The organism is Gilliamella sp. wkB178 (assembly GCF_001690705.1).
Lineage (GTDB): Bacteria > Pseudomonadota > Gammaproteobacteria > Enterobacterales > Orbaceae > Gilliamella > Gilliamella apicola_K.
In genome coordinates this window covers 583,351-606,482 of the sequence record NZ_LZGK01000013.1, presented here as the reverse complement: position 1 = coordinate 606,482, position 23,132 = coordinate 583,351, and the positions used below count along the sequence as shown (strand labels likewise).

The following is a 23,132-nucleotide window of genomic DNA, read 5'->3' as shown; positions in this document are numbered from 1 at the left end:
CAGCCGATAAGGCCACATTCAAAATACATAAAACTTAGACTACTTATAAACACTGAGAGGGGAGTTGAAGAGAACTAATGCTAATCTAAGATAGAAAGTAAACTACAAACTGCTGATATCAAAATGTTACTAAATAAATCTGCACGTCATATGCTGTTTACTATTAACTCATATATTGCAGGCTTATGCAAGGAATGTTTGCAACTATTTTATTAATTACTGTAATAGTTGCTAACTTATAGACAATTATCCGTCTTAGTAAAACTAAGTCTAAAGTAGAACTAAAACGGATAACATTGATTAGATTATTTTTCAGCCATCGCTTGAGATTTTAATATAGTTGCCTCAACTGCTTCTATTACCGCGGCTCTAAAACCATGTTGTTCAAGTTTTTGTACTCCTTCAATGGTAGTACCCGCTGGTGAACAAACCATGTCTTTTAATTCACCTGGATGCTTTCCAGTTTCCAGCAGTAATTTTGCTGACCCTAGAACGGCTTGAGCCGCAAATTTATAAGCCTGTTTTCTTGTTAAACCACCTTTGACCGCACCATCAGCTAGTGCTTCAATAAACATAAACACAAATGCTGGCGATGAGCCGCTAGCACCGGCTACCGCATCAATCAAGTATTCAGGAACTACTTCAGTTTCACCAATACAATTTAACAATAATTGAATAGTATCGAGTTCCTCTTCAGTAACTTCGGTATTAGGGGTAATTGAACACATGGCAGCATTAACTAATGCTGGTGTATTTGGCATTACTCGCACTATTTTTTGTTCGTAGCCAACACTTTTGGCGATAGTTTTTATAGTCACGCCAGCAGCAATTGACACTACAATAGTATTCTTTTTTAATTCTTTTTGAATATCATTTAATACATCTACAATCACATTAGGTTTTACCGCAACAAATACGATGTCAGATTCTCTTGCTACATCACGAGCTGAATCAAGGTTATTAACCAAATAAGTTTGATTTAGTGCTTGCCCTTTTTCAGGATGAGTATCATAAACAAAAAGTTGAGGACCAGCGACTTTTTTGCTAGTCAAAACACCTTGTAATATAGCGTTTCCCATATTACCTAAACCAATAAAGCCTATACGTTGTTCCATTTATTTATGCCCTCAGTATTAAATATGTATTGGTTAATTATAGAGTATTTTTAACATAAAACTTAGGATTTTATCTTTATAAAAATGTAAATAAGTCAGATACAACATTTTAAAGATAATTTTGTTAATTTAATACTACAACATTGTGATCTGAATGGTAAAACCAAATCTGATTTAATTATTAGGCATTAACTGCATGCCATATTGTTGCCCGGTTTGCATTAATGAAAAAATCTGCTTAATTTTACCTTCATTAATTAAATTGCTTACCGCGGGTGTATTAATTAGTATTTCAAATAAAGCTTTGCGCCCACTATTATTGGCAACTAATTTTTGACTAATAATTGCTTTTAAGCTACTGGATAATTGAGTACGAATAAAGTCGCGTTCTGATCCATTAAATACATCTACAATACGATTAATGCTTTGAATGGCGGAACTGGTATGTAAAGTAGCCAGCACTAAATGCCCGGTTTCTGCCGCTGTTAATGCTGCTTGGATCGTTGCTTTATTGCGTAATTCACCTAACAAAATAATATCAGGATCTTGCCTTAAAATACTATCAATAGCCATCTCGAAGTTGGGTACCTCTCGTTGCTGAATTAGTGATTGTACATTTTGGTAAATAAATTCGATTGGATCTTCTAAAGTAATAATATGTTTAGCTTCATATAAATTGATATGTTGGATTAATGAAGCTAATGTAGTTGATTTACCACTACCAGTAGCCCCGGTAACCAAAATAATGCCATGAGTATTTTTTACAAGTTCTTTTAATACTTCCGGGACAGCTATTTCTGACAAAGTGGGAATGGAGTGATTAATAACTCTGAAAACAGCCGAAATTCCCCGTTGCTGATAAAAAATATTTACTCTAAAGCGACCTATTTCAGCAACCTGATAAGCCAAATCAATATAGCCTTGTTGTTGTAATTGTGTTTGTTGTGATTGATTGAGTAAACTTAAAAGTTCAGTTTCCAAACTATGGGGGAGTAATTTTTGTTCAGACAAAAATTGTAGTTGTCCATTAATGCGCATACAAGCTGATTCACCACTTGAAAGATGCAAATCTGAAGCCTTTTGAGTTACACTAAGCGCTAATATTGAATTTAAGACGAAATTTGACATACCGATTATTAAATGGAAATTAACATGAATAGCGTACCTGACAATTTACTTGCTATAAAAAATAAAATTCACAAAATTGCCGTAGAATGCGAAAGAGATCCCAACACCATTGAACTTATTGCAGTTAGTAAAACCAAACCTGTAAACCAAATCACAGAAGCAATCAATGCTGGTCAGTTATCATTTGGTGAAAATTATGTTCAAGAAGGGGTGGAAAAAATCCACTATTTCAAACAAACCATGCCGGACATACCGTTAATTTGGCACTTTATTGGTCCATTACAATCCAATAAAACTAAATTAGTAGCCGAGAATTTTGATTGGATGCATACTATTGATCGGTTAAAAATTGCCCAACGATTAAATGATCAACGTCCGGCTAATATGACCAAGCTGAATGTGCTTATTCAAGTTAACATTAGCCAAGAAGCCAGTAAATCTGGGGTAGCTCCTGACCAAGTGGTAGAATTAGTTAAACAGATTGTCAACCTGCCAAATTTAAGTTTGCGTGGCTTAATGGCAATTCCTGAAATAGAAAATGATTTTGATAAACAACTTAAAGTTTTTAAACAAATGCAACAGTTATTACAGTCATTACAAACCGATTATCCCTTTATGAAAACACTATCAATCGGCATGACCGGCGACATGCAAGCAGCCATTGTTGCTGGAAGTACCATGGTTCGTATTGGCACCGCGATCTTTGGAGCGCGGCAATATTTATGATATATTGCAGACTATGCAAATTTTAAGGAGTTTTAAATGGCAGCGCTTTTCTTTTTAGGAAAAACGATTTTAACTGTTTGCCTATATATTCTAATTCTACGATTATGGATGCAGCGCATTCGCGTCAACTTTTATAATCCATTTACTCAATTCATTGTCCGTATTACCCAACCTATCATTGGGCCATTACGCAGACTCATTCCTGCAATTGGACGGTTTGATACCGCCACTTGGATACTATTATATGTAGTTGCCTTAATTAAAGTCATTTTTGTTTTATATTATGGAACCATTAATGCACCTATTTGGAATATTGATTATCTATTCTTTGCTTTTGCGGCTATAGCTCATGCACTAGGACATTTACTATTTTGGTTGCTACTATTTAGGGCTATTTTAAGCTGGGTAAGTCGAGGACAATCCACAGCAGATGAACTTCTAACCCAGTTAACTGAGCCTTTAGTTACACCTATTCGCCGCATAGTGCCGCCAATTGGGGTTATAGATATTTCATTTATGATTGTTGTATTTGTTCTTATTTTCCTCAATATGCTCGCTATTGAGATTTTTGGTTTTTTGTGGATTTTACTTTAAATCAACATAAAAATGAGGGAGCACTGGCTCCCTTTACTTTATATAATATGATCTTCCCAACAAATCACATCTTTTTCATAAACAATCCGATTTTTTACCGAAATTTTTAATTTGTGCATCTGTTTTTTATTACCGGTAATAAGCGGGTGCCATTCAGGTAGGCGACCATGGTTCGAAAAATAACGATAACTACAAGTTAATGGTAACCATTCAATGGTAAAAAGATTTACACGAGTTAATTTAATACAATCAGGCTCATAGTCAAAACGGTTATGATAATGCCGGCATTGGCAAGTATTCGAATCTAATAAATTACAAGCAACATTGGTATATAAAATTTCATCCGTATCTTCATCGATTAATTTATTCAGGCAACATTGACCACAACCATCACAAAGCTGTTCCCATTCTTCATCAGTCATTTGATCTAAGGTTTTATATTCCCAAAATGGCTCAATCATACTTTGAAATCATCTTCCGATAACATTTGTAAAAAAAATCCATCACTTTTTATTTTTTGTTCAATTTCATCAGAACTACCAACTACAAAACGCCTTTTACCATCAAGTAATACCTTCATAACAAATACTGGGGTACCAAAAATAGAAAGTATCTTTTCAGGAATTGGCGAAAAATCGTTCTCATTTTCCATATATAAATAACAATTTTCTTTTTTAGTACTCCGATAAATGTAACACCACATCATAAAATAATATCCTTTCAATACCCTATTATCACTAAAGACTATTTTGTAAATATACACCAGCACCAAGTAAACCGGGGTCTTCATGAGTAATAACATACACCGGTATTTTTTTCATTAAATATAACATTCGACCTTTATTCTCAAATGCACTTCTAAATGGCGAAGATTTAAAAAACTCAATAAACCGTGGCACAATACCACCAGCAATATACACACCACCTTGAGTATTAAGTGTTAATGCTAAATTACCACCGAATCGTCCCATGAAAGTACAAAAGTGAGTTAATGTTTGTAAACAAATTGGGCAACTATTTGCTAAGGCTTGTTGCACAATAACATCTGGTGTAATTTCAACCACTGGTTGGTTATTAATTTGCAATAATGCCTGATAAATATTTACCAAGCCTCTACCCGATAAAAACCGTTCAGTTGACACGCGCCCAAATTTTTTGCGTAACTGCGCTAAAATACTGTCTTCTTCTGCATTAGTCATAGGTAATTCAGTATGTCCACCTTCACCCGATAAACTAATCCAATGTTGATTAACCTTAATTAAATGTGACACTCCAAGCCCGGTACCCGCACCATAAATAGCAATCGGATAGTTTTGATTAGGTTCTTCTCCACCAATTTTAACTAAATCTTGTTGAGTTAGTTTGGGGATAGAATAAGATATAGCCGTAAAATCGTTAATAACTTCGAGCTTAGTTAAATTAAGCTGTTTAATTAATTGTGAGCGAGAAAATGATAAATCATTATTGGTCATATTAACCACATCTTCATCGCCAATAGGGCAAGCAATAGCAATACAAGCCATATCAATTTGTACTGATTGAGCTTGGATATAATCTTTTATTAAAGTTAATAATACTGCATCTTTAGCAATTACAATTTTAGTTATAGCGGATAACTCATTAGTAACTAAGTTATACAGTGCAAAACGGGCATTGGTACCACCGATATCAGTTACTAAAGCATATTTATTCATGTTATTCTCTTTTTAAACAATCGACTTTTAATTTAATTAAATATAATTATATCTATTTGCTACCATGGCCTTGTAGGCGATATCGTGAATGCCAGAATTGTGATTAATTTGTTTAGTTTTAATCTATAACCACTTTTTGAGTTTAAAATAAATATATGGTGCCACACCAGCTAATAACATTAAAATTAAAGAAAATGGGTAACCATATTCCCATTTTAATTCCGGCATAAATTCAAAATTCATCCCATAGGCGGAAGCCACCACAGTCGGAGGTAAAAATACCACTGACACCACCGAGAAAATTTTAATAATACGGCTTTGCTCAATATTAATAAAGCTAGTTGCTGCCTGCATTAGGAAATTCACTTTTTGGAATAGTGATTCGTTATGTGGTACTAGTGATTCAATATCGCGAATGACTTCCCGCGCTTGCTCTAATTGATCTACCGGCATTTTTGCCCGACGGACTAAATAGTTAACCGCCCGCTGACTATCCATTAAACACAAACGCACTTTCCACGCAGTGTCTTCAAGTTCAGCCAGTGAGGTAATGGCTTCGTCATAATGTTCTTGTGCTGAACGATCCATAATAATTAAACTAAGTTCTTCAAGTTCACTGTATATGTTTTCAATTTGATCGGCTAACTGTTCGACTTTTACTTCAAACAAATCTAGTAATACTTCATAGGGATTACCATCATTCATTCCTTGGTAACGAGACCGCATGCGGTATAAACGAAATGCCGGTAAATCACGTTCACGTAGCGTAAATAAACGGCCATTATGCACAGTAAAGGCTACAGTTGAGTTACCAGCACGATCTTCTGCATCTTCATAAAAAAAGAATGAGTGAACATGCAAACCTTCATTATCTTCAAAAAAACGAGCAGATGCTTCGATGTCATCTAGTTCGATACTGGTTGCTAAATTTTGTCCTAAATGTGTTAAAACAAAATCGCGATCGGCTTCTTCTGGTTCAATTAAATCAATCCAGGTCGCATTATTTATATCGCCTTCATTAATTTTCACTAATTGTTTGTTTTTTAGTCCAAACGCATTAATCATAAGGCCTCCTTTGAGGAAAATTCTTTAGCACATTGCATCAACAAATGTGTGGCATTATACTCGTAATAGTAATAAATTCCTATGTCTAAGCCAATCTTTCTCCATCTTTACAAATTGAAAACTATCTTCCAATATTAAATTAAAATCGATGATGTTAGCTCTGTCTCATGTTACAATACTCCACTAATATAAATATAGGCAATTTTTAGGAGTTAATAATGGCAAGCCGAGGAATAAATAAAGTCATTTTAATAGGTAATTTAGGTCAAGATCCCGAAGTTCGTGTCATGCCAAATGGAACTAGTGTAGCTACAATGAGTGTTGCTACATCAGAAGTTTGGAAGGACAAACAAACTGGTGAAACTCGCGATCGTACAGATTGGCACCGCGTAGTTGCCTTTGGTAAAGTAGCTGAAATTGTTGGTGAATATGTTAAAAAAGGTGCTCAAGTATATATTGAAGGCCAATTACAAACTCGCAAATGGCAAGATCAATCTGGTCAAGATCGTTATACAACCGAAGTTGTTGTTAATCCTATGGGTGGCACCTTGCAAATATTACATTCTCGTAGTGGTAATAATGATGGTATTGAAAGCCCACAAAATTGGGGACAAAGTGCTAATAATATTTCATCAGCACCAGGAGCAGCTAGTCCTACACCTATCCAATCGGCTAATACTCAACAACCAAAAGCACCAGAACCACCAATGGATTTTGATGACGATATTCCATTTTAATTCATCTCTTCCATCTCATCTAATATTGGGCGGCATTAAAAGCCGCCCATATATCATATTTTACTTATTTCATTTATACTTATACAAATTTGTGGGTTATTAGGTATTAAGTAAATCTATGTTAGAGCTTATACAAACTGTTGGCTTTGGGTTAATTTTATTCATTCCGTTAACTAATCCGTTAACCACGGTAGTACTATTACTCGGTTTATCCGGGGATATGACTAACGAAGAACGAAATTACCAGTCTAAAATGGCTTGTATTTATGTGTTTATTATTATGGTTGCTTCATTCTATTGTGGACAACTCATCATGAGCACATTTGGCATTTCCATTCCTGGCCTACGAATTGCTGGTGGATTAATTGTTGGAGTAATTGGTTTTAGAATGCTCTTTCCACAGCAACCATCGCATAAAACCTTGGAAGCAGATGCTAAAAAGAAAGAACCATCGAATAACATTGCCTTCGTACCATTAGCCATGCCAAGTACAGCCGGTCCAGGAACTATAGCCATGATTATTAGTATGGCTTCCACCGTAAATAATGGTGGTTATGATGTTTCTAACTGGGTTGTTTATACGGCGTCAATTCTAGTGCCATTACTGTTATGCATTATTCTATGGTTTTGCATGCGTAGCGCTGGTAGTATCATGCGTTTTATGGGCAAGAGTGGTATTGAAGCCACCTCTAGAATTATGGGTTTTTTATTGGTATGTGTTGGTACGCAGTTCATTATTAATGGCATCAAAGAATTAATTTTGAATTTTCCCAATATTTAATCTTTAATATTACAACTGTATTAAACTATTGCATATTCAATAAGCAACTTATAATTGAATAACCATTATAGTTTAGGAATATTTTTTATCATTTCCACTCGCATAAAATAATCATAAAGTGGTACTAGCTGTTTAAACCCTTTGGCTAATTTGTTAGGTAAATCAGCATTTAACACATCATCAATTTGCTGGTTACTTACCATAACCGCCAGATTTTTACGATTGTACCAAGTGGCAATCTTTTCATCTTGTTGTTTAATTAATGGTCGCTTATAACTTTCGCCAACTAACGCAAATGGTTTTTTAACACAACGAATAACCTGCAGAAATTTAGCGGTATCATTCAAAATCTCTTCTCGAAAAATATCCATCGTTTGCTTAGACGAACAGTAATAACCCAGACCATATTGATAACTATCCGGGCTAATCTCAAAAAAATAAGCGGGCGCCTCTTTCCAATCACGATTGGGGCGTTTAAAAGTCAACCATAAACGACTTCGATATAAAGATTTATCGTGAGAAAAGCGAGTGTCACGATGAATGCGCGATATGGTTTTACCTATTGCCGGACGGGTTTCAAACCATTCATCGATTTTAAGCATTGCCGGAGTCAATTGTTCTACAAGCAATCGAAACGGCTTAACCAAATCATTATCATAAATCGCACGGTGTTCTTCAAACCATGAGCGACTATTATTAATCCAAGCATCTTGGAGAAAATTGAGCCCAGCCTGAGTAAATCCATTAAATTGTGCCATTATTGCTCCTTAAATAATGCCCTGACATTTTCTAAGTCTTCTTGGGTATCCACACCAATTGCTGGTGATTGTTTAGCTACTTCAACATGAATTTTTTCACCATACCAAAGCACTCTGAGTTGTTCTAACATTTCTATTTGCTCAAGAGCTGAAGGCTCCCAACTAACATATTGACGGATAAAACCAGCACGATAAGCGTAAATGCCAATATGGCGCAGATAAAAATTGCCAATACTGGTTTGCTTATACAAATCAGTAGCTTTAGCAAAACGATCACGATCCCATGGAATAGTCGCGCGCGAAAAATACAACGCATAACCATCTTTATCAGTAACAACTTTAACCGCTCCGGTGTTAAAGGCTTCCTCAACTGAAGTAATTGGAACAGCTAGCGTAGCCATGCCGGTTTTATATTGCACTAAATTGGCTGCAACTTGATCAATAATAATAGGTGGAATTAAAGGCTCATCACCTTGGACATTGACAATAACTTCATCATCTGCAAATTGATAGGCATTAATTACTTCAGCTAAACGCTCTGTACCGGAATTGTGTTTATCACTAGTAAGAATAACTTCACCACCATAACTTTTTACTACCTCAAAAACTTGCTGATGATCAGTCGCCACAATGACCCGATTAGCTGATGATTTTTGGGCTTGTTCCATTACACGCACAATCATAGGTTTACCATGAATATCGGCCAAAGGTTTAGCTGGCAAACGACTGGACGCATAGCGAGCAGGGATAATAACTGAAAATTTCATAACTAAAGCCTTAATATTCTATTCTTGAATGATTGGTGGTTGCGCCAATGGCTGAACCAGTGGCTGAGCTTCGCTTTCAAGTAACACCGGAATGCCTTGTTTCACTGCATAAACCAGCTTATCTGATTGGCAGATTAACTGTTGGTGTTCGGCATCATATTGCAGTTCACCATGACATTTAGGGCAAGCGATAGCGCTAAGGAGTATTGGTTTCATTTTTTATTCTCTTAGTGATTTTATATTAGCTAGCAATGAACAAATCTGATCTACTGCCGCAATAGGTAATACCGCATCTATCGGTAGATACCACCAATTAGGTAACGCAAATTGTCGACATTTTACCGCATCTTTTTCCGTCATTAAAAGCGTTTGTTCATTACTAGCTATATTAGCCAACAATGTAGGGGTAAATTTTTGATGATCAGCAAAAGATGTGGTATTAATAACATCGGCTTTTAGCGTAGTTAGCATAGTAAAAAAACGTTGTGGATTACTAATTCCAGCGATGGCACAAATATTATGTAGATTAGTTAATACCCTTTTCTCTTGGGTTAATAAATTCACCGCATACAATGGAGCTAATTGCATAGTATAGGTTTTATTAGGGTATTGTTTAACGAGATTATTCACACTATCGCCATTTATTACGATTAAATCGACAGATTTCAATCTATTAGCTCGCTCACGCATAGGTCCGGCAGGAATCCACCAACCATTACCAAACAAGCGTTTACCATCTACTACAACCACTTCTACATCACGAGCTAACGCATAATGTTGCAGACCATCATCAGTCAAAATTACATCTAATTTATGCTGTTTTAAAAGTAATTGTACCGCTTGGCAACGATTAGGGGCTACGGCAACCGGAACTTTAGTTCGTTGATAAATCAGTACCGGCTCATCACCCGCTTGTGTGGTGGTAGTATTATCATTTAACAGTAACGGATAAGTATCAGCCTTACCCCCATAACCCCGCGACACCACACCAACGCGCATGCCTCTTGCTGTTAACGACTCAATTAAACTAATTACTAACGGTGTTTTACCATTACCACCAGCAGATAAATTACCAATAACCACAATGGGTACTGGCGACCGCCAAGACTTTAATATGCCAAATTGGTATAATTTACGCCGTCCACTAGCAATCAAACCATATAACCAAGAAAATGATAACAGTAACCAAAACAAGTGATTTTTACCGTACCATAATTTTTCTATCATAACTTAACTTTCACTCATTAATATTTGGTAATGCACTAAACTATTGATATTTACTCATCACCTGAATTTTGTTTATTTTACTCATAAATTGGCAAACTACCAAACCAATCATGATACCACCTAGGGTTTATTTGAGCGCGCATAGTTTTTAAAGTCCAGTTATTCTGCTGAATAAACAAACTCATTTGCCCGGATTTAGCAGTAACATGGTAAGGTAAATGCAACTCTTCATAACGATTAATAACTTTATAGGATGGTAACTTCCACGGGTTATAACGTGAGGTACTAGCAAAAGAAAAGTCAGGTGCCACATAATTCAAAAAAGCATAACTCGATGAAGTGCCACTGCCATGATGGGGCATTTGCAAGAAAGTTGACGAAAGCTTTTGTTGATATCTGGATATTAATTGATATTCCTGATTACGCTCTAAATCGCCAGTTAGCAATACCTTAAAATGACCATCACTAACTTGGATCACGCAAGAATTTTCATTCTGGGCATAATCTACTAATTTATCTGGCCATAACACTTGCAAAGTTAAATTCTGCCAAGTCAAACTATTACCGGCAATACATGGATAACTATTATTCAATTTAAAGGATGAACTCATTACCCATGCTTTAGGGTAAAGCTGTTGTAACTCAGATAAACCACCAATATGATCATTATGTTGATGACTAATGATGATGCCTTGCACTTCTAAATTATGCCATTGTAAAAAAGGAATAATAACGCGCTGCATGGCTGAACTTGTTTCCCATTTAGCACCCGTATCATAGATAATTGCTGACTTACCATTGTGAATAATTACCGCTAAACCATGCCCAACATCTAAAATGTCCAAACGCCATAAAAAATCTTGTTGTTTAAAAAATGGGGTAATTAAAATTACCAATATTACCAATAAAGTCATAAAAAAACGGCGCCAACATTCAGTACGTATAACAATGATCACTAACCAACCACTTAGGCTTAATAAATAACCATTAGCTGCGATAGTAAACCAACCACAGTTAAACTGATTTAAACAATAAAATAGCCATTCAAGTGACTGTTCAGCAATAAACCAACAACCCAAAGCAACATGGAAACAATTAATTAAACTAAACAACAAAGCTAATAAAATAATCGGAAAAGTTAATAATAAAATTGTTGGAATTGCGATTAAATTGGTCAATAAGGATACCAGACTAGTACCATGAAAAACCCAAAGTTGGATGGGTAACAAAAGTAATATCAAACCCAATTGTAGATGTAACAGCCTAACTAAGTACCAACGTTTTTGACGCTGCATATACTTAGGTAAAGGTAACCATTCATAGAGAAAAACTAAACTCAACACCGCATAACATGAAAGCCAAAAACTGTCAGATAAAATCATTAAAGGATCAAACAGTAATAAAGCAGCAATAATGCGATTAATTTTTTGCCATGAGCTAATTTGATAATTTTGATAACGTAAATAAATCCAAATAGATAACGCTAAAATAGCTCGTAATGCCGGCGGATTAAGGCCAGTTAGCCAAGCATAAAACAAGGCACATAACCAACCAAATATTATTGGCATACCATAATAAATAAAACGTTGCGAAACCAATAATAAACTAAGTTTGCAAATAAATGCACATAACATAAACACCATTGCAATATGCATACCTGAAATTGCCATTAAATGAGCTACTCCGGTTTGCAACATAATCTGCCGATTATCATCTTCTAAATGCGAACGATCACCAAATGCTAATGCCAGTAAAATGTCCCGATAAGGGAATAAGTTAATATAGGGTAAGGCTTGGTTAACCACCTTCTGCTTAATATTATATTCATCATTTAGTAAATGAGCTGAAACTACCTTAGCTGTTAATAAACTCCGATTACTAATAGCAAAACGTTGACTATCAAAACCACCTTGATTCAAATAACTATGAACCACTTTAGTTTTTAATTTTAATTGCCAAATTTGTCCAGCCATCGGCATATCTGGCTGGTCCCAGTAAACTAAAATCGGAATTGTTGAGGCTAATGAATGATCTTCTAGATTAATAATAACAAATTTTATATAGCTACTTGCTGGTTGAGTAAATTGTCCACGGGTATTCACACTGGTTACTTTAGCTTGTACCAACAAGGTTTTATCAATATAAGGAATGGTATTAGATAAATATTGTTTTGAGTAAGCTGTTGACCATAAAAAACTTAATAACAACACAGCAATAACCACCTTATAGTGACGGAATTTAGTCGGTATAATCAACAGCCAAATAACCAATAAACAGCATAGAAAATACCACTGATTATTGGATGGTAATGCTGTTAACCACATTAATGGCAAACAACCTAATGCAAAAACAAGTGCTAGCAAATCAAAGGAATAAAATTGACGCATTGGTATTATCGTTAACAACAGAAAATAAATGATGCTAAAGCCTAGCATGCAGTTATTAACAAAAAACAAACCAAGTTAATAATTTGGAGTTAGCTTCCAGTTTTATCAATTATGTAAATTTTTTAGTTAATTTATTTTAGTAACAAAAACTATTTAGCTAATCAATAATGGCTAAATGACAGCTAGAATTTGGCTATTTAGATTAATATAAATTGAAGGGTATTGATTTGAAGTAAATGATGGTAGCAATATAAAAATAATAAAGCCTCTGATGCAACTCAAAGGCTTCCAACATGGAGTATAACTATTATGCCTTCATAGCATTGTTAACTCTTTCACGCAATTCTTTACCCGGTTTGAAGTGTGGTATATATTTATGTTTAACTTCAACATTACCACCTGTTCTTGGGTTTCTTGCTTTACGTGGGGCGCGGTAATTTAAACTAAAACTACCAAAGCCGCGTATTTCAACTCGATCGTTACTTTCCATAGCTAAAATGATCTGTTCAATAATATCTCTAACAGTATCATCCACTAGTTGCACAGGAAGGTGTGCCCGCCAGCTTACTATCTTTTCTGCTAAATCCGATCTGTTCATGGTCACTCCTATTTTGTCTATGTGGCATACATTCGGTTTATTTTATACCACAAAAGAAAAAGAGGGCAAGCCCTCTTTTTCTTTTAGAATAAATAATTTTATTCAGTTTTTGACGCAGCTTTGAATGCTTCCGCCATTGCGTTAGTAAATGACGCGTCTTCTTGAGTTGTAGTATTATTTACAGCGGCAAGAGCTTCTTTTTCGTCAGCTTCATCTTTAGCACGTACTGATAATGAAATAGCACGTGTTTTACGATCGATGTTAACGATTTTAGCTTCTACTTCATCACCAACTTTCAATGCAGTTGTAGCATCTTCAACTCGTTCACGAGCAATATCTTGAGCTTTTAAGTAGCCTTCAATACCATCAGTGATTTCGATAGTTGCGCCTTTAGCATCAACAGCAGTAACTTTACCTTTAACAATTGCACCTTTTTTATAGTTACTTGCAAAGTTATTGAAAGGATCATCTTCAAGTTGTTTAATACCTAAAGAGATACGTTCACGGTCGGCATCAACTTGTAACACAACTGCTTCAATGTCATCACCTTTCTTATAAGCTTTAACAGCTTCTTCGCCTGATAAATTCCAAGAAATATCAGAAAGATGAACTAAACCATCAATACCACCATCTAAACCGATGAAGATACCAAAATCAGTGATTGATTTAATCTTACCACTTACTTTATCACCTTTATTGTGTGATTCAGCAAATTGTAACCATGGATTTGGTTTACATTGTTTAAGACCAAGAGAAATACGACGACGTTCTTCATCAATTTCAAGAACAATCACTTCAACCACATCACCTAAGCTAACCACTTTAGATGGATGAATATTTTTATTAGTCCAATCCATTTCAGAAACGTGAACTAAACCTTCAACACCAGTTTCAATTTCAACAAAACAACCGTAATCAGTTAAGTTAGTTACTTTACCAGTTACTTTAGTACCTTCTGGGTAACGTTTAGCAATTGAAACCCAAGGATCTTCACCTAATTGTTTCAAGCCAAGTGAAACGCGTGAACGATCTTTGTCGAATTTAAGGACTTTAACTAACAATTCTTGGCCAACTTCAACCACTTCACTTGGGTGTTTAACACGTTTCCAAGCCATATCAGTGATATGTAGTAAACCATCAACCCCACCAAGATCAACGAAAGCACCGTAATCAGTAAGATTTTTAATAATACCTTTAACTTCAGAACCTTCTTGTAGATTTTCAAGAAGTTGTTCTCTTTCTGCACTATTTTCAGATTCAATAACCGCACGACGTGAAACCACAACGTTGTTGCGTTTTTGATCTAATTTAATAACTTTTAATTCAATTTCGCGGTTTTCAATATGAGAAGTATCGCGTAATGGACGCACATCAACAAGCGAACCAGGAAGGAATGCACGCACGCCATTAAGATCAACCGTAAAGCCACCTTTAACTTTACCATTGATTACACCTAAAACTGTTGCAGCATCATCAACTGCTTTTTCTAGTGTAAGCCACGCTTCATGACGTTTAGCTTTTTCACGAGATAAAATAGTTTCGCCAAAGCCATCTTCAATTGAGTCAAGCACGACATCAACTTCGTCGCCAACTTGTACTTCTAATTCGCCTTGGGCATTTTTAAACTGCTCTACTGGAATTGCTGATTCAGATTTTAAACCAGCATCAACTAACACTACATCTTTGTCGATTGCAACGACAGTACCACGGATCATATTACCAGAACGAGTGTCTAGTTGATTTAAAGACTCTTCAAAGAGTTGAGCAAAAGATTCAGTCATATTTATTTACTTAAGTTATATTAACGTCCACATTACATCCTGTCTTGTGGGGTTGTTTACGATACTCCACTTATATCCTTATAATGGAGCTTGGTTCGCTAAATAAGATTGCTTACTTGGCGAGTTTTTCAGTTATGTACATAATAGCTTGATTAAAAACATCTTGAATCGAAAGTGATGTAGTATCAATTATCAGTGCATCCATTGCAGGTTTTAACGGTGCCACGGTGCGATTACGATCGCGCTCATCGCGGGCTGTTATTTCTTGCAAAATTTCGGCGAATTTAGCACGATTTTGCTTCTGTTGCAACTGTTTCATGCGTCTTTCTGCTCGGGACTCAGCACTGGCATCTAAAAAGATTTTTACTGGTGCATCCGTAAACACCACCGTGCCCATATCGCGACCATCCGCCACTAGTCCGGGAGCTTGCCTAAAATCACGTTGGCGTTGTAATAAAGCAGTTCTTACTTGAGTAAGTGAGGCCACTTTAGACGCTGCTCCACCAGTTTCTTCGGTACGAATATCTTTCGATACATCAATACCATTTAATAGGACTTTAACTTCTGCCGCTGTAGTATCAAACATTAACGGCAAATTAAGCGCCAACTTAGCTAGTTGCGCCTCATCATCAAGAGCAATGTTGTTTTGTAAAGCTGACAAAGCTAAAACTCGATAAATAGCACCAGAATCTAATAGGTGCCAATTAAAATGATTGGCCAAGGCTTGGCACAAAGTGCCCTTACCCACGCCACTCGGGCCATCAACGGCAATAACCGGAACTGTTATATGCATTTTATTCTTCACTTAAACGTTTAAATTGTTCAAAATAATCAGGGAAAGTCTTCATGGTACATTTAGGATCTAAAATAGTTACTGGCGTATCCGATAATGCCACTAATGAAAAGCACATTGCCATACGGTGATCATTATAAGTCTTAATTTCGGCATGTATTAATTTAGCTGGGGGCACAATCGTAATATAATCCTGCCCTTCATCGACTGTCGCGCCGACTTTGCGTAATTCAGTAGCCATTGCTGTTAAACGATCGGTTTCTTTAACTCGCCAATTATAAATATTGCGAATAGTAGTCGGTCCTTTAGCAAATAAAGCCGTAGTCGCAATAGTCATTGCTGCATCTGGAATATGATTCATATCCATATCAATACCATGGAGTTCACCTTTGGTACATTCAATATAATCATCAGCCCATGTAATTTTGGCACCCATTTTTTCTAATACATGGGCAAACTGAGTATCACCTTGCAAACTTTGTTTACCAATACCTGTTACCCTAACTGTACCACCTTTAATCGCTGCCGCAGCTAAAAAATAAGAAGCCGATGAAGCATCACCTTCCACTAAATAATTACCCGGTGATTGGTAACTTTGTTGGGCTTTAATCACAAAATTTTGATAATTATTATTAACTACGGACACCCCAAAAATAGCCATCATCTTAATGGTAATATCAATATAAGGCTTCGACACTAAATCACCAATAATACTGATTTCGGTATCTTTAGTTGCTAACGGCGCTGCCATTAATAACGCGGTTAAAAATTGACTGGAAACCGACCCGTCAACTTGAATCTTACCACCAATAAATCCACCATAAATATGTAATGGCGGATAACCTTCATTGTCAAGGTAATCAATCTTAGCACCACCTTGACGCAGGGCATCCACCAAATGACCGATTGGCCGCTCTTGCATCCGTGGTTCACCGGTTAAAATCACATTATTATGCCCCAAACATAAAGCCGCAGTCAGCGGACGCATAGCTGTGCCGGCATTACCTAAAAATAATTCTAACGCATGTTGCGATTGCAATACGCCACCATGGCCTTCAATATCACAAATAGTACGGTCATGCGATAATTGGTAATTCACCCCTAGCGCAGCCAAAGCATCGAGCATATAACGCACATCATCACTATCGAGCAAATTAGTTAAACGGGTTGCCCCTTTACTTAAAGCAGATAATAACAATGCTCTATTAGACACACTCTTAGAACCGGGTAAGTTAATGGTACCATTAAATCTTTTTATAGGTTGTAATGTTAAGGATAACATGCAGACTCTCTTTAATATTTTTAATACTATTTAAAATTTTTCTAGCGTGGTTTTCAACAAATCAATTGCTTGACGATCTTTAGCACTATTTTGCCATAACTTATCAAACAAATGTCGATAGCGCTTAATTGCATCATTAGACGAGGTAATCGACGCAATACCTGTAGTAACATTAGGCAGTTCACCTAATCGGAAAGGACTCATTGCTAATGAGATTGGCTGTTCATCACGATAAAAAATTTGAAAAGTGATGGACGGAATAGCTTCTTGAGTAATAGCAATAGTGGGGGCAAAAGATTGTTGCTCTAATAATTCAATTAAATTAAAAACCTCTTTGCGTGCCAGTAACATTCGTTCCGATTTTTTACCTGGCGAAATAGTTAAATTACCAACCAAACCAATATGTAAAAAACGTTCTACATTACGTAAACTAATTAAATTGATAATCTTTGGCTCTGACTGATAAAACTGCTGTTTACGTTCTTTTAAAATAGATAGGGTAACAGCATAATCTGGTTTGGGTTGTAACTCGCTTGATTCATCTAACATTAAAGCTAAATGATTCAAATAATCAGGAGAGGTTAATAAAAAAGAAAAAGGATCAAAGTGCGAATAAATATGGGTTGATTGCTGTTCTAACTGGCGCATGCGTTCAAAAAAACCTTCACCACTCGAATAATATTCAGTATCAATACCAAGCAAACTAGCCAAGGAAGTGTCTAACAAAAATGCTAACCTTTCTAAGGTTTCAATTTTAACAATCTCACCTTTTTCTAAACGATAAACCGCAGCTCGGGAAATTTTAAGGCTTTCAGCCACATCTTCAGCCTTTAATGAAGCCGCAATACGGTAAGCACGTAATCGCTGGCCAATAGCACAATAATCAATCGATCCTGTAATCATAATCCACTCAATTTATACGAGTTTTTGGCAGTGTATCATAAGGTGATAACAATGCCAATTTTTGTAAGGATGTTTCAGGCCAGCTATACGTTTGTGCGGGTTATTTTAATAAAACATCCTGTAAAGCTGATGCATTTTCAAATTCAGTAAACTCAGTTATAGCTTGAGGCTGTTTTGCGTCAGCCGTTCTGGTACCCAACACTTGCGATGCCATAACTAATCCTTTGTGTTGCATCACTGATTGATCATAAAAATTGATTAAATCTTGCTGAGTGACTTTTTTCAATTGCGCAATTTTTTTATCCCGTGAATCAAAAGCGAAACGAGATAAACGGTAATCAGGCATATAACGAGCTAATTCCTCATCTAATGTTTGCGGCGGCATAGTCAGTTCTTCAAGCACTGCATTTTTGTATTGCTCAACATCATTTTTACTTAATGCTTGCAATTTGGTTTGCATAGTTGGATAAAATTCTTGATAACGTTTTAATAAATATGCCGGATCGTATTGATTACTCTGAATAATAAAACTCATTCCGGTTGCTTCACCTACTAACGTTGGCACAGCAAATACTGCATAACCGAGTTGCTCATTAGTACGTAATTGATCATAAAACCAAGGTGATATAATTTTAGACAAAGTATAACTTAAAATGCGACTAGTAACTTCGTCATAATTAGACGGAATATAACTCATCATCAAAGCATTATCGGTACTTTTAGCCTGCTGTGTGATTTTGGCTGTTAACGAATTATTAATTTTAATATTAGTTAATGGGGTAAATTCCACATTCCGGTTTAAGGTTTTTTGAATGGCATGGTAAAGATCTAATGAATTCTCATTCGACAAATTACCCAGACTAAGCATATAAGGTACTGAATAAGTTAACAACTTATCACGGTAAGCTAAAATATCATTAATACTAATTGCTGCAGTTATTTGTCGCCGTTGATCCCGTTCAAAATAGTGTGGCAACTCAGACAATGCATTAACTGGCTTAACGGCTAATACATAACTATTAGCATGTTCGGCTGCATCAAGGTTTTGTAAATACCACGACTTAGCTAACGCTAGGCCTTGTTCATCAATAGTCACTTGGCGGTAACTACTTAGTATTTTAGTTATCATCTGCGGTAAATGTTGATTAAAACCACTAGCGGTGATCATTAAACCATTATCACTACTGGTAGCTAATGACATCCCTGCTACACTGGCCTGAAATTGTAATTGAGCAAGATCACGACTAACTAAATAATCAAGCAAATCAAAAGCCACCTTAGATTTAACATCACTAAAGGCTTGATTATTACGTAATGAAACTACAATAGCAGCTTTAGGCTCTTGACTAAAATATTGGCTAACAAAATGTAAATGGTTACCTCGTTTACTAAACTCAGCCGGTTGGGATTGATTAATGTTAGAACTAATAATTGTAAAATTATCCGGTATATAAGGGTTCAATTCTGGTAAAGTAAAGGCATAACTTTTACCTAAATCTAACCAATTAGCTATTTGCGAATTAGTAATATTGTCGACTTTATATGGTGCATCAACAAAATAAGCTGTTTTATCGGTACCCTGATCTGGTGAAATCACCCAAATTCTGGCATTTTCAGGGGTTAAACTTTTAAGGCGGGCAACGACTGCGGCTTTATCAAAATTAGTGGCAACATAATCAGCATTTAACACATTTGGAATTGGGTAAAGTAGCATCTGATCCGACAACCACTCAACATATGACATATCCCTTTCAATATCTTCATACTTAAATTCTAACGCCAATACTTTTTTTAATTCGGTATAATAACTATCCGAAATACCTTCTGTTTGAATCAATTGTAAATAATTAAAAATGGCGCCAATTACTTTATCTTTTTGCGCCAACCCATCATCAGTTAAATTAACATTAATACTAAAAATCCCACTGTTACCATAACGAATCGGATTACTAGTAGCACTTATACTTTCAATCAAACCTTGTTTTTGTAATTGATCAAACACTGTATTTTGACTACGGTTACTCAACAAATAAGCAATATATTCATCACTCTTGTCAGCAAATTTAGCTAAATTATTTTCTATTGGGAATTGTAACAACAACAATTTTTTAGGCTGTGCCGGCACCATTGCAATTTGTTTACCTAAACAATCCGCAGTCAATGCCGGTTTATCAATTTGTGGTGCCTGAATCTCTTTATTGGGGATTTGGCCAAAAGTCGTGGCCGCTAATTTGGTCAACTTACTCATGGCTTGATTACTATAAATCACCCCTACCATGATATTGGCTGAATAATAATCTTTATGGAAATTAACTAACGCATCTTGCAATTTATTGGTTGATTTATCGCTTAACGTTTGTAAATTACCACCTGAAAATTGCGCTGCCGGGTGCTGTTGATTAATGGTTTCAGAATCAACTTGACCAATCCTAAAACCATCATTAGATCTTGCCATCGTCATTTCAGCATTTACGGCATTACGCTCTTTATCAGCAAATTGTGGATCTAAAATTGGCTCAGCAATAGCATCGGCCAAATAGTCCAATGCCGAATCAAAGGCACTATTTTCCACTTCAAAGTAAAAAGCCGTTCTATGAGCTGCAGTACTAGCGTTATAACTACCGGCATGTTGATTCAAAAATTGTGAAAAACTAGCCGGTTGAGGGTACTTTCGTGACCCCATTAATACCATATGTTCAGTATAGTGAGCTAAACCTTGCTGATCCTGAGGATCTTGCAAAGAACCTACCGGTAATGCCAGCGACCCTAATGATTTTACTGCCTTAGGATCAGAAACCAACAACACCCGCATCTTATTAGCTAGTTCAATCACTTGATATTGACGATTATCGCGATCGCTTTGTTGGACTTTCTCCAGCAAAACGGAACTGGTAAGTTTATTTTCACTGGCAAAAGTAACAGGTGCAACAGCAAGCGACAAGGATAAACAACAACTAATAATCGAAGTAACAATTTTGCTGGTTTTATAGTTCATGATACTTACTCACTTAACGGGATTATCGTAAATTCTTAGGGTTCACTATTAACTCAATACAGCTTAGTTATAGTATGGTTTACCCCAATATCAAAAAATCAATGCTCGCGAGTTTTTCTAAACTCAACATCCGGGTAACGTTCTTGAGTTAAATTTAGATTAACCATACTTGGGGCGATATAAGTAAGATTATCCCCACCATCTAACGCTAAATTTTGCTCACATTTACGTTTAAACTCTTCCAGTTTTTTGACATCGCTACACTCAACCCAACGCGCCGTAGTTACATTAACTGGTTCATAAATGGCTTCAACGTTATATTCAGATTTTAAGCGCGCTACCACCACATCAAACTGCAGCACCCCAACCGCACCCACAATTAAATCATTGTTAATTATAGGGCGGAATACTTGCACCGCACCCTCTTCGGATAACTGCACTAAACCTTTTAATAACTGTTTCTGTTTAAGTGGATCTTTTAAACGAATCCGACGGAACAATTCTGGTGCAAAGTTAGGAATACCGGTGAACTTAAGATCTTCACCTTGAGTAAAAGTATCACCAATTTGAATGGTACCATGATTATGCAAACCAATAATATCACCGGCATACGCCTGATCGACTTGCTCACGATCACCCGCCATAAAAGTCAAGGCATCAGAAATGTTCACATCTTTAGCAATCCTTACATGACGTAATTTCATGCCTTTTTCATATTTGCCAGAAACGATGCGCAAAAAAGCCACTCGGTCGCGGTGTTTTGGGTCCATATTAGCTTGAATCTTAAACACAAAACCAGTGAATTTATCTTCGGTTGCTGCCACTTCGCGTTTATCGGTTTGCCTTGGTTGTGGGGTTGGTGCCCAAGCGGTTAAACCGTCGAGCATATGATCGACCCCAAAATTACCCAACGCAGTACCAAAAAATACCGGCGTTAAATCACCCGCTAAAAATGCCTCTAAATCAAACTCATTAGAAGCACCTTGCACCAATTCAAGTTCATCACGCAGTTGCTGAGCTAAATCCTCACCGACAGCTGCATCCAAGTCAGGATTAGTTAAACCTTTAACAATGCGCACTGCTTGAATAGTATGCCCTTGTCCAGACTGATACAAATAAGTTTCATCTTTAGCTAAATGGTAAACACCTTTAAATAACTTACCACAACCGATCGGCCAAGTAATAGGCGCGCACATAATATTAAGTTCGTTTTCAACTTCATCCAAAAGTTCCATGGGGTCACGAATATCCCGATCTAACTTATTCATAAAAGTTAAAATTGGTGTATTGCGTAGGCGCGTCACTTCCATTAATTTACGAGTACGGTCCTCAACCCCTTTGGCCGCATCAATCACCATCAAACAACTATCAACGGCAGTGAGCGTACGGTAAGTATCTTCAGAAAAGTCCTCATGCCCGGGAGTATCTAACAGATTAACTAAACAGTCATTATATGGAAATTGCATTACCGAGGTCGTAATCGAAATACCACGTTGTTTTTCCATTTCCATCCAATCTGACTTGGCGTGCTGAGCATTAGCACCCCGCCCTTTCACTGTACCTGCAGTTTGAATGGCTTGCCCAAACAATAACACCTTTTCTGTAATCGTAGTTTTACCGGCATCCGGGTGTGAAATTATCGCAAACGTACGGCGGGCATTAACTTCATCTAAATAAGCTTGTTCTGTCATAAAATTAACTGTTTTTATCTAGCAAAAAATAATCGCGTATTCTAGCAGGTATCGTTTTATATTGCCATGCATGTTACTACTTGAGCTATTTACCTTATTAAGTTAACTAT

At 36.3% G+C, this 23,132-nt stretch carries 22 protein-coding genes; 4 read left to right on the top strand and 18 right to left on the bottom strand.

The features are described from left to right. Positions 1 to 305: 305 nt before the first annotated feature. Together proC and A9G13_RS06945 are read right to left on the bottom strand one after the other, a co-directional pair. Positions 306 to 1,115: a pyrroline-5-carboxylate reductase gene (gene proC, locus A9G13_RS06950; protein ID WP_065556861.1), complete on the bottom strand. Its 810-nt coding sequence runs from the start codon at positions 1,113 to 1,115 to the stop codon at positions 306 to 308. A 174-nt stretch (positions 1,116 to 1,289) separates the two neighbouring features. Next, on the bottom strand, positions 1,290 to 2,243 hold the full coding sequence (locus tag A9G13_RS06945; RefSeq protein ID WP_065556860.1) for a type IV pilus twitching motility protein PilT: 954 nt from the start codon (positions 2,241 to 2,243) through the stop codon (positions 1,290 to 1,292). A 24-nt stretch (positions 2,244 to 2,267) separates the two neighbouring features. On the opposite strand from A9G13_RS06945, the gene A9G13_RS06940 reads away from it, so the two are divergent. Together A9G13_RS06940 and A9G13_RS06935 are read left to right on the top strand one after the other, a co-directional pair. Further along, the gene (locus tag A9G13_RS06940; RefSeq protein WP_065556859.1) at positions 2,268 to 2,969 is read left to right on the top strand and encodes a YggS family pyridoxal phosphate-dependent enzyme; all 702 of its coding nucleotides are present in this window, start codon (positions 2,268 to 2,270) and stop codon (positions 2,967 to 2,969) included. Between the two features lie 36 nt (positions 2,970 to 3,005). After that, positions 3,006 to 3,563 (top strand): YggT family protein, encoded by a 558-nt coding sequence (locus A9G13_RS06935; RefSeq protein WP_065556858.1) that lies wholly within the window; start codon positions 3,006 to 3,008, stop codon positions 3,561 to 3,563. A 38-nt stretch (positions 3,564 to 3,601) separates the two neighbouring features. Here A9G13_RS06935 and A9G13_RS06930 read toward each other — a convergent pair whose 3' ends face one another. The 4 genes from A9G13_RS06930 to corA all read right to left on the bottom strand — a co-directional run bounded on the left by A9G13_RS06930 (position 3,602) and on the right by corA (position 6,322). Then, the gene (locus A9G13_RS06930; protein WP_065556857.1) at positions 3,602 to 4,024 is read right to left on the bottom strand and encodes a YcgN family cysteine cluster protein; all 423 of its coding nucleotides are present in this window, start codon (positions 4,022 to 4,024) and stop codon (positions 3,602 to 3,604) included. Beyond that, positions 4,021 to 4,269: a YcgL domain-containing protein gene (locus A9G13_RS06925; protein WP_176701960.1), complete on the bottom strand. Its 249-nt coding sequence runs from the start codon at positions 4,267 to 4,269 to the stop codon at positions 4,021 to 4,023. The genes A9G13_RS06930 and A9G13_RS06925 overlap by 4 nt, the downstream gene beginning before the upstream one ends. A 31-nt stretch (positions 4,270 to 4,300) precedes the next feature. Further along, the gene (locus A9G13_RS06920) at positions 4,301 to 5,257 is read right to left on the bottom strand and encodes a glucokinase (RefSeq protein ID WP_065556856.1); all 957 of its coding nucleotides are present in this window, start codon (positions 5,255 to 5,257) and stop codon (positions 4,301 to 4,303) included. 123 nt (positions 5,258 to 5,380) lie between these two features. Further along, positions 5,381 to 6,322, bottom strand: a complete 942-nt coding sequence (corA, locus tag A9G13_RS06915; protein ID WP_065556855.1) for a magnesium/cobalt transporter CorA — start codon at positions 6,320 to 6,322, stop codon at positions 5,381 to 5,383. A 218-nt stretch (positions 6,323 to 6,540) separates the two neighbouring features. Between corA and ssb the strand changes: the two genes are divergently transcribed. Together ssb and A9G13_RS06905 are read left to right on the top strand one after the other, a co-directional pair. Next, a complete protein-coding gene (gene ssb / locus A9G13_RS06910; RefSeq protein WP_065556854.1) occupies positions 6,541 to 7,059 on the top strand; it encodes a single-stranded DNA-binding protein in 519 nt (172 codons plus the stop codon). Positions 7,060 to 7,177: 118 nt separating this feature from the next. Continuing rightward, a complete protein-coding gene (locus tag A9G13_RS06905) occupies positions 7,178 to 7,840 on the top strand; it encodes a MarC family NAAT transporter (protein ID WP_065556853.1) in 663 nt (220 codons plus the stop codon). A 65-nt stretch (positions 7,841 to 7,905) separates the two neighbouring features. Here the strand turns inward: A9G13_RS06905 and A9G13_RS06900 are convergent, their stop codons facing one another. From A9G13_RS06900 to prfC, 12 genes are all read right to left on the bottom strand, one after another. Next, on the bottom strand, positions 7,906 to 8,598 hold the full coding sequence (locus tag A9G13_RS06900; protein WP_065556852.1) for a DUF2461 domain-containing protein: 693 nt from the start codon (positions 8,596 to 8,598) through the stop codon (positions 7,906 to 7,908). Next, complete coding sequence (gene kdsB, locus A9G13_RS06895; RefSeq protein WP_065556851.1) at positions 8,598 to 9,365, bottom strand: 3-deoxy-manno-octulosonate cytidylyltransferase; 768 nt, start codon at positions 9,363 to 9,365, stop codon at positions 8,598 to 8,600. The genes A9G13_RS06900 and kdsB overlap by 1 nt, the downstream gene beginning before the upstream one ends. A gap of 18 nt (positions 9,366 to 9,383) precedes the next feature. Continuing rightward, positions 9,384 to 9,581 carry a Trm112 family protein gene (locus A9G13_RS06890; RefSeq protein ID WP_065556850.1) on the bottom strand — a complete coding sequence of 66 codons (198 nt, stop codon included), beginning with the start codon at positions 9,579 to 9,581 and terminating at the stop codon, positions 9,384 to 9,386. Positions 9,582 to 9,584: 3 nt separating this feature from the next. Continuing rightward, positions 9,585 to 10,592 carry a tetraacyldisaccharide 4'-kinase gene (gene lpxK / locus A9G13_RS06885; protein ID WP_065556849.1) on the bottom strand — a complete coding sequence of 336 codons (1,008 nt, stop codon included), beginning with the start codon at positions 10,590 to 10,592 and terminating at the stop codon, positions 9,585 to 9,587. Positions 10,593 to 10,669: 77 nt separating this feature from the next. Continuing rightward, positions 10,670 to 12,979: a DNA internalization-related competence protein ComEC/Rec2 gene (locus A9G13_RS06880; protein WP_065556848.1), complete on the bottom strand. Its 2,310-nt coding sequence runs from the start codon at positions 12,977 to 12,979 to the stop codon at positions 10,670 to 10,672. A 307-nt stretch (positions 12,980 to 13,286) separates the two neighbouring features. Further along, the gene (gene ihfB / locus A9G13_RS06875; protein ID WP_065556847.1) at positions 13,287 to 13,577 is read right to left on the bottom strand and encodes an integration host factor subunit beta; all 291 of its coding nucleotides are present in this window, start codon (positions 13,575 to 13,577) and stop codon (positions 13,287 to 13,289) included. 98 nt (positions 13,578 to 13,675) lie between these two features. Beyond that, complete coding sequence (gene rpsA / locus A9G13_RS06870) at positions 13,676 to 15,358, bottom strand: 30S ribosomal protein S1 (protein WP_065556846.1); 1,683 nt, start codon at positions 15,356 to 15,358, stop codon at positions 13,676 to 13,678. Between the two features lie 112 nt (positions 15,359 to 15,470). Further along, the gene (gene cmk / locus A9G13_RS06865; RefSeq protein ID WP_065556845.1) at positions 15,471 to 16,151 is read right to left on the bottom strand and encodes a (d)CMP kinase; all 681 of its coding nucleotides are present in this window, start codon (positions 16,149 to 16,151) and stop codon (positions 15,471 to 15,473) included. A 1-nt stretch (position 16,152) separates the two neighbouring features. Further along, on the bottom strand, positions 16,153 to 17,433 hold the full coding sequence (aroA, locus tag A9G13_RS06860; RefSeq protein ID WP_065556844.1) for a 3-phosphoshikimate 1-carboxyvinyltransferase: 1,281 nt from the start codon (positions 17,431 to 17,433) through the stop codon (positions 16,153 to 16,155). Positions 17,434 to 17,463: 30 nt separating this feature from the next. Next, positions 17,464 to 18,336: a helix-turn-helix domain-containing protein gene (locus tag A9G13_RS06855; RefSeq protein ID WP_065556843.1), complete on the bottom strand. Its 873-nt coding sequence runs from the start codon at positions 18,334 to 18,336 to the stop codon at positions 17,464 to 17,466. 100 nt (positions 18,337 to 18,436) lie between these two features. Continuing rightward, on the bottom strand, positions 18,437 to 21,331 hold the full coding sequence (gene ptrA, locus A9G13_RS06850; protein ID WP_081301184.1) for a pitrilysin: 2,895 nt from the start codon (positions 21,329 to 21,331) through the stop codon (positions 18,437 to 18,439). 98 nt (positions 21,332 to 21,429) lie between these two features. Next, complete coding sequence (prfC, locus tag A9G13_RS06845; protein ID WP_065556842.1) at positions 21,430 to 23,022, bottom strand: peptide chain release factor 3; 1,593 nt, start codon at positions 23,020 to 23,022, stop codon at positions 21,430 to 21,432. Positions 23,023 to 23,132 lie beyond the last annotated feature (110 nt).

Excerpts from the sequence above, each read along its gene's own strand:
- A9G13_RS06940 (WP_065556859.1), top strand. The coding sequence starts at position 2,268 with ATGAATAGCGTACCTGACAATTTACTTGCTATAAAAAATAAAATTCAC.
- A9G13_RS06855 (WP_065556843.1), bottom strand. The coding sequence starts at position 18,336 with ATGATTACAGGATCGATTGATTATTGTGCTATTGGCCAGCGATTACGT.
- prfC (WP_065556842.1), bottom strand. The coding sequence starts at position 23,022 with ATGACAGAACAAGCTTATTTAGATGAAGTTAATGCCCGCCGTACGTTT.
- corA (WP_065556855.1), bottom strand. The coding sequence starts at position 6,322 with ATGATTAATGCGTTTGGACTAAAAAACAAACAATTAGTGAAAATTAAT.
- ihfB (WP_065556847.1), bottom strand. The coding sequence starts at position 13,577 with ATGAACAGATCGGATTTAGCAGAAAAGATAGTAAGCTGGCGGGCACAC.
- kdsB (WP_065556851.1), bottom strand. The coding sequence starts at position 9,365 with ATGAAATTTTCAGTTATTATCCCTGCTCGCTATGCGTCCAGTCGTTTG.
- A9G13_RS06920 (WP_065556856.1), bottom strand. The coding sequence starts at position 5,257 with ATGAATAAATATGCTTTAGTAACTGATATCGGTGGTACCAATGCCCGT.
- A9G13_RS06945 (WP_065556860.1), bottom strand. The coding sequence starts at position 2,243 with ATGTCAAATTTCGTCTTAAATTCAATATTAGCGCTTAGTGTAACTCAA.
- ssb (WP_065556854.1), top strand. The coding sequence starts at position 6,541 with ATGGCAAGCCGAGGAATAAATAAAGTCATTTTAATAGGTAATTTAGGT.
- proC (WP_065556861.1), bottom strand. The coding sequence starts at position 1,115 with ATGGAACAACGTATAGGCTTTATTGGTTTAGGTAATATGGGAAACGCT.
- A9G13_RS06925 (WP_176701960.1), bottom strand. The coding sequence starts at position 4,269 with ATGATGTGGTGTTACATTTATCGGAGTACTAAAAAAGAAAATTGTTAT.
- A9G13_RS06890 (WP_065556850.1), bottom strand. The coding sequence starts at position 9,581 with ATGAAACCAATACTCCTTAGCGCTATCGCTTGCCCTAAATGTCATGGT.
- A9G13_RS06880 (WP_065556848.1), bottom strand. The coding sequence starts at position 12,979 with ATGCGTCAATTTTATTCCTTTGATTTGCTAGCACTTGTTTTTGCATTA.
- A9G13_RS06905 (WP_065556853.1), top strand. The coding sequence starts at position 7,178 with ATGTTAGAGCTTATACAAACTGTTGGCTTTGGGTTAATTTTATTCATT.
- A9G13_RS06935 (WP_065556858.1), top strand. The coding sequence starts at position 3,006 with ATGGCAGCGCTTTTCTTTTTAGGAAAAACGATTTTAACTGTTTGCCTA.
- A9G13_RS06930 (WP_065556857.1), bottom strand. The coding sequence starts at position 4,024 with ATGATTGAGCCATTTTGGGAATATAAAACCTTAGATCAAATGACTGAT.
- A9G13_RS06900 (WP_065556852.1), bottom strand. The coding sequence starts at position 8,598 with ATGGCACAATTTAATGGATTTACTCAGGCTGGGCTCAATTTTCTCCAA.
- lpxK (WP_065556849.1), bottom strand. The coding sequence starts at position 10,592 with ATGATAGAAAAATTATGGTACGGTAAAAATCACTTGTTTTGGTTACTG.
- rpsA (WP_065556846.1), bottom strand. The coding sequence starts at position 15,358 with ATGACTGAATCTTTTGCTCAACTCTTTGAAGAGTCTTTAAATCAACTA.
- cmk (WP_065556845.1), bottom strand. The coding sequence starts at position 16,151 with ATGCATATAACAGTTCCGGTTATTGCCGTTGATGGCCCGAGTGGCGTG.
- aroA (WP_065556844.1), bottom strand. The coding sequence starts at position 17,433 with ATGTTATCCTTAACATTACAACCTATAAAAAGATTTAATGGTACCATT.
- ptrA (WP_081301184.1), bottom strand. The coding sequence starts at position 21,331 with ATGAACTATAAAACCAGCAAAATTGTTACTTCGATTATTAGTTGTTGT.